Annotated in this window: 14 protein-coding genes and 1 pseudogene; 11 read left to right on the top strand and 4 right to left on the bottom strand. The window is 67.2% G+C overall.

Going from position 1 to position 11,571, the window contains the following annotated elements:
* Positions 1 to 759: magnesium chelatase domain-containing protein (locus sphsw_RS20660; RefSeq protein WP_042467661.1), on the bottom strand; the 759-nt coding region annotated here is incomplete at its 3' end.
* Positions 760 to 896: 137 nt separating this feature from the next.
* Between sphsw_RS20660 and sphsw_RS17075 the strand changes: the two genes are divergently transcribed.
* The 8 genes from sphsw_RS17075 (at position 897) to dapE (ending at position 6,557) form a co-directional block, all read left to right on the top strand.
* Positions 897 to 1,214 carry a hypothetical protein gene (locus sphsw_RS17075; protein ID WP_235188444.1) on the top strand — a complete coding sequence of 106 codons (318 nt, stop codon included), beginning with the start codon at positions 897 to 899 and terminating at the stop codon, positions 1,212 to 1,214.
* Between the two features lie 87 nt (positions 1,215 to 1,301).
* Positions 1,302 to 1,436 carry a 50S ribosomal protein L34 gene (gene rpmH / locus sphsw_RS17070; protein WP_031393806.1) on the top strand — a complete coding sequence of 45 codons (135 nt, stop codon included), beginning with the start codon at positions 1,302 to 1,304 and terminating at the stop codon, positions 1,434 to 1,436.
* A 32-nt stretch (positions 1,437 to 1,468) separates the two neighbouring features.
* Positions 1,469 to 1,858: a ribonuclease P protein component gene (gene rnpA / locus sphsw_RS17065; RefSeq protein ID WP_042467659.1), complete on the top strand. Its 390-nt coding sequence runs from the start codon at positions 1,469 to 1,471 to the stop codon at positions 1,856 to 1,858.
* 196 nt (positions 1,859 to 2,054) lie between these two features.
* Complete coding sequence (gene yidD, locus sphsw_RS19055) at positions 2,055 to 2,303, top strand: membrane protein insertion efficiency factor YidD (protein ID WP_081874402.1); 249 nt, start codon at positions 2,055 to 2,057, stop codon at positions 2,301 to 2,303.
* On the top strand, positions 2,300 to 4,009 hold the full coding sequence (gene yidC, locus sphsw_RS17060) for a membrane protein insertase YidC (RefSeq protein WP_031441665.1): 1,710 nt from the start codon (positions 2,300 to 2,302) through the stop codon (positions 4,007 to 4,009). The genes yidD and yidC overlap by 4 nt, the downstream gene beginning before the upstream one ends.
* Before the next feature lie 26 nt (positions 4,010 to 4,035).
* The gene (yihA, locus tag sphsw_RS17055; RefSeq protein ID WP_031393803.1) at positions 4,036 to 4,698 is read left to right on the top strand and encodes a ribosome biogenesis GTP-binding protein YihA/YsxC; all 663 of its coding nucleotides are present in this window, start codon (positions 4,036 to 4,038) and stop codon (positions 4,696 to 4,698) included.
* Between the two features lie 66 nt (positions 4,699 to 4,764).
* Positions 4,765 to 5,439 (top strand): glutathione S-transferase, encoded by a 675-nt coding sequence (locus tag sphsw_RS17050; RefSeq protein WP_031441664.1) that lies wholly within the window; start codon positions 4,765 to 4,767, stop codon positions 5,437 to 5,439.
* A complete protein-coding gene (gene dapE / locus sphsw_RS17045; protein WP_031441663.1) occupies positions 5,436 to 6,557 on the top strand; it encodes a succinyl-diaminopimelate desuccinylase in 1,122 nt (373 codons plus the stop codon). The genes sphsw_RS17050 and dapE overlap by 4 nt, the downstream gene beginning before the upstream one ends.
* A 13-nt stretch (positions 6,558 to 6,570) precedes the next feature.
* Here dapE and sphsw_RS17040 read toward each other — a convergent pair whose 3' ends face one another.
* From sphsw_RS17040 to sphsw_RS17030, 3 genes are read right to left on the bottom strand one after another with little or no spacing between them, the layout of a single operon-like run.
* A complete protein-coding gene (locus tag sphsw_RS17040) occupies positions 6,571 to 7,140 on the bottom strand; it encodes a Smr/MutS family protein (RefSeq protein WP_031441662.1) in 570 nt (189 codons plus the stop codon).
* Positions 7,115 to 8,485: a murein transglycosylase A gene (locus sphsw_RS17035; protein WP_081874399.1), complete on the bottom strand. Its 1,371-nt coding sequence runs from the start codon at positions 8,483 to 8,485 to the stop codon at positions 7,115 to 7,117. Before sphsw_RS17035 ends, sphsw_RS17040 begins: the two co-directional genes overlap by 26 nt.
* Entirely contained in the window at positions 8,482 to 9,129 is a 648-nt protein-coding gene (locus tag sphsw_RS17030) for a Tim44/TimA family putative adaptor protein (RefSeq protein ID WP_152555541.1), read from the bottom strand. Before sphsw_RS17030 ends, sphsw_RS17035 begins: the two co-directional genes overlap by 4 nt.
* A gap of 184 nt (positions 9,130 to 9,313) precedes the next feature.
* Between sphsw_RS17030 and secB the strand changes: the two genes are divergently transcribed.
* The 3 genes and pseudogenes from secB to sphsw_RS20655 all read left to right on the top strand — a co-directional run.
* Positions 9,314 to 9,823 carry a protein-export chaperone SecB gene (gene secB, locus sphsw_RS17025; RefSeq protein ID WP_031394740.1) on the top strand — a complete coding sequence of 170 codons (510 nt, stop codon included), beginning with the start codon at positions 9,314 to 9,316 and terminating at the stop codon, positions 9,821 to 9,823.
* A gap of 23 nt (positions 9,824 to 9,846) precedes the next feature.
* Complete coding sequence (gene murJ / locus sphsw_RS17020; protein WP_031441659.1) at positions 9,847 to 11,412, top strand: murein biosynthesis integral membrane protein MurJ; 1,566 nt, start codon at positions 9,847 to 9,849, stop codon at positions 11,410 to 11,412.
* Between the two features lie 9 nt (positions 11,413 to 11,421).
* Positions 11,422 to 11,571 (top strand): annotated as a pseudogene (locus sphsw_RS20655) (tryptophan--tRNA ligase); the annotation flags it as partial.

Here is an 11,571-nt window from a genome sequence, read left to right as displayed (position 1 = left end):
CGCGCCTGCCACTGACTGGACCATCGACACTTCGAGCGCCTCGGCGGGGTCGAGCGGCGGCAGGATCCCCGGCAGGCACGCCGCCATCAGCGATTTGCCCGACCCCGGCGGACCACACATCAGCAGATTGTGCCCACCCGCCGCAGCGACCTCCAGTGCGCGCTTGGCGGTCTCCTGCCCGCGAACCTGCGCAAGGTCAGGCCCGGCCGGCGCGACATCGACCTCGCCAGGCTGGGGCGCGCGCAGCAGGCCATGGCCTTTGAAATGGTTGATCAGCGCGAGCAGGTCGGGCGCGGCAACCACCTCGATCGACCCGGCCCAGGCCGCTTCCGATCCTTGCGAGGCCGGGCAGATCAGCCCCTTGCCCTCGTTCGACGCATGCAGCGCGGCGAGCAGGACACCGGGCGACGCGGTGATCCGCGCATCGAGGCCGAGCTCGCCGACGACGACATAATCGGCAAGCATTTCGGCATCGATCACCCCCATCGCCGCCAGCAATGCGAGCGCGACAGGAAGATCGAAATGCGATCCTTCTTTCGGCAGATCAGCCGGCGACAGGTTCACCGCGATCCGTTTCGGCGGCAATGCCAGCCCCATCCCCGCGATCGCGCCGCGGACCCGCTCGCGGCTCTCGCCTACTGCCTTGTCCGCCAGTCCGACGAGGTTGAACGCGGGAAGTCCCGGAATCAGCTGGACTTGTACTTCGACCGCGCGCGCTTCCAGCCCGAGATACGCCACCGTCGACACGATCGCCGCCATGAAAATCCCCCGCCGCGTCGCTCGTCATGGCGGATCGCCACCGTCACGCCCTATTCATACCGGATTTGGCCTTTGGGCAATGGCAGGCGGCACGGTGCCGTCTTGCCAACCTAACACACCGGTCCCAAATGCCTCGCGTGAACGCCGTCCGCTCCTCGACCTATCGCCTCGTCCAGCTGCTGTGCGGCGGGATGATGATCCTCGCCGCGCCTCTGCTGACACCGGTGCCCGGGCCGGCGGGGGTCTTCGTGTTTGCCGGCGGCATGGTCCTGGTACTGCGCAACTCGCCACGGGCACGGCGACGCTGGGGCCGGCTCAAGCGCCGCTGGCCGCGGGGCGGCCATTTCGTCGACCGGATGATGCGCCGCCGCAGCGCGTTGCGACGGCACGCGCGCGATCGTGCCGCCGCGGTTTCGCAGCCGATCGATTCGGCCAAGACGGAGCGGGTGAATTGACTTGTCACCGCGCTTTGCCTAAGCGCCCACCCATCAAGGCCGTCCCCGTGGCGGCCGTTTTCTATTTGATGACCTAGGGAATGACCAATGAAGCGGACCTTTCAGCCGAGCAACCTGGTACGTGCACGCCGTCACGGCTTCCGCGCACGGATGGCCACGGTCGGCGGCCGGGCAGTGATCCACGCCCGCCGCGCCCGCGGTCGCAAGAAGCTGTCGGCCTGACCGTCGCGGCCGGCGATGCTGGCCTGACGATCATGTCGAAACGCCGCGATTTTCTCGCGGCGAATGCGGGGAAGCGCGCACCGATGCCGGGATTCGTCCTGCTCATGCGCGCCCGCGATGACGGTGACGAGACGATGCGAATCGGCTTCACCGTCACCAAGAAGATTGGCAACGCCGTCGTCCGTAACCGCATGAAACGGCGGTTGCGGGCTTTGGCGCGTGAGCTGTTGGCGGAACGCGGTGTCGCTGGCGCCGATCACGTGCTGATCGGGCGCAACGGCGGCATCGAGCGTGATTACGCGCTGTTGCGGACCGAGCTCGGCAAGGCGTTCCGCAAGGTCACGCCGCAAGCACCAGCTGCTGCTGCAGTGGATACCACCACCCCGGCGAAGGCCGGCGCCCAGGTGGGAAAGCCCCTTTAATGCACCGCAGCCACTCGTCATTAGCGCCCCCCAACTGGGCCCCGGCCTACGCCGGGGTGGTCCGCGGTTTGGAGTGGCGCGGTGCCGAAGGCGCGATCTTGCCACGCTTCGTGTTCTCCCGCAAACGCGGGAGTCCAGTCTGGATCCTCGCCTTCGCGGGGAAACAGTTTTGGGGTACACTGGTCCCGGCCGCTTCGTGCTAGCCCGCCTCCTCATCCTCGTCGCGCGCGGCTGGCAACTCGGTCCTTCACTGGTCCTGCCGTCGAGCTGTCGCTACGATCCTTCCTGTTCCGCCTATGCAATCGAGGCCGTTGGGCGCTATGGCGCGCGCAAGGGGGGCTGGTTGGCGGCGAAGCGCATCGCGCGCTGCCATCCGTGGGGCGGGTACGGACCCGACCCAGTCCCAGAGCTGAAGCCTGAGAAATTGAAAGACGCCGCCCTGTGAAAGACGACAAGCAGAATTTCGTGCTGTTCGCGGTTATCGCGGCGCTCATCCTGTTCGGATGGCCGATGATCCAGGGCAAGTTCTTCCCGACGGCCAATCCACCGGTGACGAAAATCGAAGGCGGCAAGACCAAGCCCGTCGCGAACCCCGCCGCCGATCCGGCTGCCGACGGGGCCGCCGCAGTGCGCGATCGCGCCGCGGTCATCGCCGAGACGCCGCGCGTCCGCATCGAAACCCCGCGGGTGTCCGGCTCGATCAACCTGAAGGGTGCGCGGATCGATGATCTCGTCCTCAAGGGCTATGACGAAACCGTCGCGAAGGATTCTCCGCCGATCCGTCTGCTTTCACCGGCCGGTGCACCCGACGCCTATTTCGCGAGCTTCGGCTGGCGCGCGCAGGGGCTTGCTCCGCCTGCCGCTGACGCCGTCTGGACTGCGTCGGGCGCGACGACGCTGACGCCGACGACTCCGGTCACGCTCGATGCGACCAACGCCACGGGCCAGCGCTTCCGCATCCAGATCGCGGTCGACGGCGACTACATGTTCACGGTCCGCCAGACCGTGCTCAACGCTGGCACCGCGCCCGTCCCCGTTGCCACCTATGGCCTCGTCAACCGTGTCGGCATCTCCAAGGATCCGTCGTCGATGACGATCCACGTTGGGCCGATGTCGGTCGACAATGGCGGCGCGCATTACCGTCCGAACTACAAGGACATCGACGAGGCTCCGCAGAAGTTTTCGACCACCGGCGGCTGGCTTGGCTTCACCGACAAATACTGGCTGACCGCGCTCGTTCCCGACCAGGGCCAGGCGTTTGACGGCCAGTTCCGCGCGGGCGCCAACAAGGCCTATCAGGCGGACTACGCGCTGCAGCCCAAGCTCGTCGCCCCCGGCCAAGCGGTGACCCAGACGTCGCGCTTCTTTGCGGGCGCGAAGGAGGTCCGGCTGCTCGATCGCTATACCGATCAGGCGGGCGGCGTCGCCAAGCTCGATTATGCAATCGACTGGGGCTGGTTCCGGATCGTCGAGAAGCCGATCTTCTATTATCTCGACTGGCTGTACCGCACGGTCGGCAATTTCGGCGTCGCGATCATTTTGCTGACGGTGACGATCCGCGGCCTGCTCTTCCCGATCGCGCAGCGCCAGTTCAAGTCGATGGCCGCAATGCGCGCCGTCCAGCCCAAGACCAAGGCGCTGCAGGAGAAGTACAAGGACGACAAGGTCCGCATGCAGCAGGAGGTCATGGCGCTGTACAAGGCGGAGAAGGTCAACCCGCTCGCGGGTTGCGCGCCGACGCTGCTGCAGATCCCGATCATGTACGCGCTGTACAAGGTGCTGATGCTGACGATCGAAATGCGTCACCAGCCGTTCGTCGCATGGATCAAGGATCTGTCCGCGCCCGATCCGCTGACGCCGCTCAACCTGTTCGGTCTGCTGCCGTTCACCCCGCCGCACATGATCGCGATCGGCATCGTCCCGATCATCCTCGGCATCAGCATGTACTTCCAGTTCAAGCTGAACCCGACGCCGATGGACGACACGCAGAAGCAGGTCTTCAAGCTGCTGCCGTGGGTGCTGATGTTCGTGATGGCGCCGTTCGCCGTCGGTCTTCAGGTCTACTGGATCACGTCGAACTGCCTGACGATCCTTCAGCAGAAGCTCCTCTACGCCCGACATCCGGGCCTGCAAGCACCGGTGACCAAGTGAACGACCTTCCGACCGCCGGCTCGAACCTGGGTCCCGATCTCGAGCAGACCGACGCGCCGTTCACCGCGGAGCAGCTCGAGCATGCGCGCAAGCTGTTCGCCGGGCATGTCGGCTTCCTGAAGTCGGCGCCGACGCTCGAATTCCTGCCCGATGCGTCGGTGCCGGAGGTGGCGTTTGCCGGGCGGTCGAACGTCGGCAAGTCATCATTGCTCAATGCGCTGACCGGGCGCAATTCGATGGCGCGTACGTCGAACACGCCCGGACGCACGCAGGAACTGAACTTCTTCGAGGTCGGCGCGCCGCTCGCCTTCCGCCTTGTCGACATGCCGGGCTACGGCTTTGCCAAGGCGCCCAAGGATGTCGTCAAGAAGTGGCGCTTCCTGATCAACGACTTCCTGCGCGGCCGCGACGTGCTCAAGCGCGCACTCGTGCTGATCGACTCGCGCCACGGCATCAAGGACGTCGATCGCGAGATCCTCGAGATGCTCGACAAGGCTGCGGTCAGCTATCGCATGGTGCTGACCAAGGCGGACAAGATCAAGGCTTCGGAACTCGTCGAGGTCACCGAGCGCACGGCGGTCGAGGCCCGCAAGCGCCCCGCCGCGCATCCCGACATCCTCGTGACGTCGAGCGAGTACGGCATGGGCATCCCCGAACTGCGCGCGGCGGTCGTCGAAGCCGTCAGCTGACGCCCGTGCATCCGGCGAGGGCGGCAGAGATTGCCCTCGCCGCTCCCGCCCGCTAGTCCCCGGGCCATGAAACTCGTCATCGGCAACAAGGCCTATTCCTCCTGGTCGCTTCGCGGCTGGCTCGCGTGCAAGCAGTCCGGGCTGCCCTTCGACGAGGTCGTCGTCCCGCTCTACGATGCGGAATGGGAAAAGCGACGCCAGGGCGATGAGTTCGCCCCCTCGTCGGGCAAGGTGCCGATCCTCTGGGATGGCGAGGCGGTCGTATGGGACAGCCTGGCGATCATCGACTATCTCGCGGACAAGGTGGGTCGCGACCGCTTCTGGCCCGAAGACGAGGCGGCCCGCGCCATGGCCCGCTCGATGGCGGCCGAAATGCATTCGAGCTTCGCCGCGCTGCGCAAGAAGCACAGCATGAACGTCCGTCAGATCTTCCCGGCGCAGCGCCCCGACGACGATGTCCTGGTCGATCTCCAGAGGATCATGGAGCTCTGGGCTCAGGCGCGCGCGCGCTTTGGCGGAGGCGGCGATTTCCTGTTCGGTACGTTCGGCGCGGCCGACATCATGTACGCGCCCGTCGTCACGCGGATCGTCACCTATCAGCTGCCGATCGCCCGGTTCGCGCAGGGCTATATGCAGGCGATGTTCGACCACCCCTTCATGCAGGACTGGATCGCCGGCGCGCAGGAAGAGGATTGGGTGATCGAGCAATATGAGCAGCCGGCGCCGAGCGCGCTGCGGTGATCGATCCCTTGGCGCTGGCGCAGGCGCTGCTGGCCGAAGACAGCGTCACGCCGGCGCAGGGCCGCGTGTTCGACGTGCTGGAGGCGGCGCTGACGCCGATCGGCTTTGACGTCGACCGCTTCACGATCGGCGAAGCGCCCGACGGTCCGGTAGAGAACATGCTCGCAGTCCGGACCGGATCAGGGCCACACCTGGCATTTGCAGGGCATCTCGACGTCGTCCCCCCGGGCGAGGGGTGGCAGGGCTCGCCCTGGTCGGCCGAGGTTCGCGACGGCCTGCTCTACGGGCGCGGCGCAGTCGACATGAAGGGCGCGATCGCCGCCTTTGCGGCGGCCGCCAGCCGGACCGACGCGGGCACCGTGTCGCTGATCATCACCGGGGACGAGGAAGGTCCTGCCACCTTCGGGACGCGCGCGCTGATCGATCGCATGGCAACACGGGGCATCCATCCCGACCAGTGCATCGTCGGCGAACCGACCTCCACCGCCGCGCTCGGCGACACGATCAAGATCGGCCGGCGCGGCTCGGTCAATATCTGGATCAGCGTCCCCGGGCGGCAGGGTCACGTCGCCTACCCGCATCTCGCCGACAACCCGATCCCACGGCTGGTGGCGATACTTGCCGAGATCGAGACCGTCGCGCTCGACCAGGGCAATGCCTGGTTTCAGCCGTCGAACATCGAGGTCACCGATATCGCGGTCGGCAATCCCGCGCATAACGTCATCCCGGCCGCAGCGTCGGCGCGACTCAGCATCCGGTTCAACGACACGCATAGCGGCGACGCACTCATCGCCCGGATCGCCGCGCTGGCCGCACGTCATGATCCCGCAGCGGTCGTCACCGGCCGCGTGTCGGGTGAGGCCTTTCTGACGACCCCTGGCCCACTGTCGACGCTGGTGTCCGACGCGATCACGGCGGTGACGGGCGTCGTTCCCGACCTGTCGACGACGGGCGGTACGTCCGACGCGCGGTTTCTGGCGAAGCTGTGCCCGGTGGTTGAATTCGGGTTGATCAATGCGACGATGCACAAGGTGGACGAGGCGGTTGCGGTCGAGGACCTGTACCGACTGACCGACATCTATGCCGATGTCATCGTACGTGCGGTCGAGCGCGGATAGCGCGGGACGGGTATCAGCCCAGGTCGCGGCTGCGACGCAGGATGATGTAGAGTGCCCCTGCCCCGCCGTGCCGGGGATGCGCGCCGCGGACCGCGACGATCCCGCCGGCGTGACGCGAGATCGACAGCCAGTCGATGACCGCCGCACGGATCGCGCCGCGCGCGTGCGGGCGTTCGCTCTCGGGGCGCGGCGGTTTGCCCGTCACCAGCAACAGCACGCGGTCGCCGCGGGCGATCGCGCGGGACAGGCCTGTGTCGAGGATCGCATGCGCGGAGGCGAGCGTGTGGCCGTGAAGATCGATCGAACTGTCGGGACTGACCGCGCCGCGCAGCAGCCTTTTATCCCAGCCCCCGTCGAGCGTGTTGGCCGGCGACAAGGTCCGCGCGGCCGCCTTCAGCGGCGCAGCGCCGGGTGGGGGCGGCAGCGTTGGCAGGCGGATGCCCTTGGTCGGCTTCACCTTGCGTGTCGTCGCGACGGGCGCGGCTAACGGCACGACCGAGGGCACCGCGCGCATTGGTCGCACGGTCTGCATCACGCGCGTCCAGAGATGCGCCTCGTCAGGGTTGAGCGGACGACCCGTCATAGCGCGCCCCGTTCGCAGTTGCGGCGTTCAGCCGTGCGGTGGTGCCGATCGGGAGCAGAAGGAACGCGGTGCCGCGCCCCGCCATGCCGCCAGCGGTTGCCTCGGCAGCGGCGCCGGCACCCCAGAAGGTGTCGAACCGGTTGCTGCCCTTGATCGCGCCACCGGTATCCTGGACGATCCACAGCCCGGTCGCATCCTGCCGGTCGAGCGACAGGATCACCGGCGCGCCGAGCGGCACAAACTTCACGTCCGCCGCCGCGCTGACCTGCCCGGTCACGGGATAGCCCATCGCACCCTGTGGTGCGCCGTCGAGTTCGCGGAAGAACACGAAGCTCTTGTTCTCGCGCATGATCGCCTGCCCCTCGACGGGGTGATCGTGGAGCCACTGCACGATGCCCTGCATCGACGTCTGGCCGGGCTGCAACAGCCCGCGCGTCTTCATCAGCGCGCCGATGCCGGTATAGTCGCGGCCGTTCTGCGTGTCGTAGCCGATCCGCAGGATCGACCCGTCGGGCAGGCGGAGCCGCCCCGACCCCTGGATCTGGAGGAAGAAGAGCTCGACCGGATCCTTCGCCCAGGCAAGGATCGGCGCGATGTCGGCAAGCGCGCCCTGCTCGATCGCGGTGCGGTCATAATAAGGAATGAAGTTCGAGCCCGACACGCGGCCGCGGATCTTCTTGCCTTTCAGCGATGTCGAAAATGCGCCGAGATCGACGTCGATCAGGTCGCGCGGGCGCCCATAGACCGGGGCATAGCCGTCGCGGCGCTCGAGCGAGCCGGTGATCTCGGGCTCGTAATAGCCCGTCGCGAAGGCCTTGCCGTCGCCGACCTGGACCGCTTCGAACCACTGGGTGAAGAATGCGCGCGCGCCACCGGGCCCGGTCGCCTGCGCCGCGGCACAGGCGGGCTGCCAATCGGCACCGCGGGTCAGCCCCGATTGGTCGGACCGACGCTGCAAGCCGGGGCAGCTTGTGACGAAGGCCAGACGTGCGGCTTCGGCCTGTGCATCGCTGATCGGCAACATTGCCGGCGACGGCCCCGGCGTTACGCCGGCCGCGACCGCGCTGACCGGGGCGAGCGCGCCGGGCAAAGGCGGAGCGACAGGAACGGCAGCCAGCGGAACCGCCCCGACGATGCGAGCGGGTATCTGGATGCCGCGAATGTTGCGAATGTTGTCACTGTTTGGGGTCAATTGACCCCGGGGCGGCTTACCGGCGGTGGCCGCCGGCGATGCGGTGCCCGGCGAGGACGGGCGGTCGGTCGGTGCGGCGACACCGCCGACGCACCCGCTGAGTGCAAGGGCCAGCGCGAACGAACCGCCAATCCCCCTGATCGCGCGCGTCACGCCTCGTCGGTGTCCGCGAGCTTCCAGTTCGGGCCGGCGCTTTTCAGCGTCCGGACGAACGTCCAGATGTCATGCGTCTCGACCGCGTCGGTGAGCGACCCGGCGATGACCTCGCCCGCCTCGTTCCGCGTGACAGCGGCGATGTCCGCATCGAAACGCACCGAGATCCGGGCTTCGCGACCCGAGACCGACGCGTCGGCGATCACCGCGCGCTCGATCGTCACCAGACGATTGTCGAGCGTCTCGCCCGCTGCCTCGCGCGCCGCGATCGCCTCGACGAAGGCGGTGCGGACATCGTCCTCGGCCAGATCGGCGAGCGTATCGGCATCACCCTTCCAGAAGGCCTCCAGCGTCATGCGATAGGCCGCCTGCGCACCTTCGAGGAACTGGTTGACGTCGAAGCCGGGCTCGACGGCGATGATCGAGCGCAGGCCGGGTTCGGCGCGCGCGTCGATGTTGCGGTTCGCGATCGTCCGCTGTTCGGCGGCCGCATCGATCGTGCGCGGGATCGTGACGGGTATGGACCGCTCCTCTGCCGCACGCGGCAGGGGCTGCTGTTCATGACCGGTCCGCTTTCCGAGCACGCTATAAAGACGCATCGCCAGGAACCCTGCGACCATCGCGAGAAGTACTACGTAAAACAACCGTGCCTCCGATCTTCGTCCCAACATAGGGCAACGGCGTCTCTTTTCAAACCCGCCTAGGATTCAGTGAGATCCGTAGCCGTTGAAACACCCGTCGGGCACTGCTACGCGCACTGCCTCAAGACACGAACGCGCGACCCGTCCGCTTCGGTCCCACCTCATTTATACGAAGGATTCGCAGATCATGGACGACCAGAACGGCATGTCGATCGCGGATCAGCCGCTTGCCAATGGTGCCGACGAAGCGCCCGCCGCCGGCCTGATCTCGCAATACGTCAAGGATCTCTCGTTCGAGAACCCCAACGCGCCCGCAGTCTACCAGAACCAGACCCCGCCCGCGATCGACGTCCAGTTCAACATCGGCGCGGCGCAGGTCGGCGACGAGGTGCACGAGGTCGTGCTGAAGATCGACGTCCGCGCCGAGACCGACGGCCAGGTCGCCTTCATCGTCGACCTGTCCTTTGCGGGCCTGTTCGGGCTGCGCAACATTCCGGCCGAGCATGTCCAGCCCTTCCTGCTGGGCGAGGCCCCGCGCCTGCTCTTCCCGTTCGCACGCCGCGTGCTGTCGGATGCGGTGCGTGACGGCGGCTTCCCGCCGCTGCTGCTCGAGCCGATCGATTTCGCGCAGCTCTATCTCCAGCAGTCGGAGCAGCAGGGCATCCAGCCGAACGTCGGCGATTTCGGCCAGGCGTGAAGCCCGGACCGGAGGGCGCATAGGTGAACCTGACCAAGGCGCTGGGATCGGTTGGCGGGCTGACGCTCGCCAGCCGGATCCTGGGGCTGGTGCGCGATTCGCTGTTCGCGCGGTTCGTCGGCGCGGGGTTCGCATCGGATGCGTTCCTGATCGCCTTCCGCCTTCCCAACATGTTCCGCGCCCTCTTCGCCGAGGGCGCGTTCTCGGCCGCGTTCATCCCGATGTTCAACCGCAAGGTCGGCGACAAGGATGGCCGCGGCCTGCCCGACGGCATCGCCTTTGCCGAGGACGCGCTGTCGGTGCTGCTGCCGGTGCTGATCGGCATGACGGTGCTGCTCGAGATTGCGGCATGGCCGGTCACGTGGCTGCTGACCTTCGGGTTCAACGGGGCGAGCGCGGAGCGCTTCGCCTATGTGGTCCACCTGTCGCGGATCACCCTGCCTTATCTGCTGCTGATCAGCCTCGTCTCGCTGCTCGGCGGGATCCTCAATTCGCTGCATAAATTCTGGATCAACGCCGCGGCGCCGATCCTGCTCAACGCGACGCTGATCGCCGCGCTGCTGCTGTTCCACGAGCGGTTGCCGCTGATGACCGCGCGCAACCAGGCGATCGCGGTGACGGTGTCGGGCGCGCTGCAGCTTCTCTGGCTGATCTACGCCTGCCGCAGATCGGGCGTCGTGCTCCGGCTGAAGCGGCCACAGCTCAACCCCGAGGTGAAGCGGCTGATGTCGCTGATCTGGCCCGCCGCCGCGGGTGCGGGTGCGGTGCAGATCAACCTCGTCGTCTCGACCGCGCTCGCCGCCGCGCTGCTGCCCGCGGGATCGGTCTCGTACATTTATTTCGCGGACCGGCTGAACCAGCTGCCGCTCGGGCTGATCGGCATCGGTCTCGGCACCGTCCTGCTCCCCACCATCTCGCGCCAGCTCGGTCGCGGCGAGGAGACGGAGGCGATGGCGACGCAGAACCGCGGCATGGAGCTCGCGCTGTTCCTGACGCTGCCCGCGACGGTGGCGCTGATCGTCTGCGGCGTGCCGATCGTCGGCGCATTGTTCCAGCACGGCAAGTTCGCGCTCGACGACAGCATCCTGACCGCGCAGGCGCTCGCCGCCTTCTCGATCGGGCTGCCGTCCTACATCCTCGTGAAGGTGCTCACGCCGGGCTATTATGCGCGGTCCGACACGAAGACGCCGGTGCGCTATGCGACGATGTCGATGGTCGTGAACCTCGTCCTCAACCTCGCCTTCATCAAGCCGCTCGGCCATATGGGCCCGCCGCTCGCCACCGCGATCGCGAGCACGGTCAACGTCGCGATGCTCTACCGGACGCTCGTCCGTCGCGGGCATTTCGTCCCCGATGCACGGCTGGTGCGGCGGACGTGGCGGCTGCTGGTCGCCGCGCTGATCATGGGCGGCGTGATGTATTTCCTCAACGACCTGTTCCAGCCGTTCGTCACGGGCAGCGGGACCGAGCGCTGGGGGGCGATGCTCGTGCTGGTCGCGACCGGCGGGGTCGTCTATGCGATCGCCACCCTGCTCACCGGCGCGTTCCGGCTGGGCGACATCTCCACGCTCCTGCGTCGTTCCAAATAAGGTTTTCCCATGCGCGTCGTCTCCGGCATCAAGCCCACCGGTAATCTCCATCTCGGCAATTACCTGGGGGCGGTGAAGCAATGGGTGGCGTTGCAGGACGACGTCGTCGCGCAGGGCGGGGAGTCGATGTTCTTCATCGCCGACCTGCACGCGCCGACC

This window comes from Sphingomonas sp. FUKUSWIS1, from assembly GCF_000733135.1.
Taxonomy (GTDB): Bacteria; Pseudomonadota; Alphaproteobacteria; order Sphingomonadales; family Sphingomonadaceae; genus Sphingomonas; species Sphingomonas aerolata.
Note: the sequence above shows the minus strand (reverse complement) of the source record. Positions and strands in the feature narration are given on the sequence as shown.

Coding starts and splice junctions, on each gene's coding strand:
- rpmH (WP_031393806.1), top strand. CDS start 1,302: ATGAAGCGGACCTTTCAGCCGAGCAACCTGGTACGTGCACGCCGTCAC.
- rnpA (WP_042467659.1), top strand. CDS start 1,469: ATGTCGAAACGCCGCGATTTTCTCGCGGCGAATGCGGGGAAGCGCGCA.
- sphsw_RS17050 (WP_031441664.1), top strand. CDS start 4,765: ATGAAACTCGTCATCGGCAACAAGGCCTATTCCTCCTGGTCGCTTCGC.
- sphsw_RS17040 (WP_031441662.1), bottom strand. CDS start 7,140: ATGACGGGTCGTCCGCTCAACCCTGACGAGGCGCATCTCTGGACGCGC.
- secB (WP_031394740.1), top strand. CDS start 9,314: ATGGACGACCAGAACGGCATGTCGATCGCGGATCAGCCGCTTGCCAAT.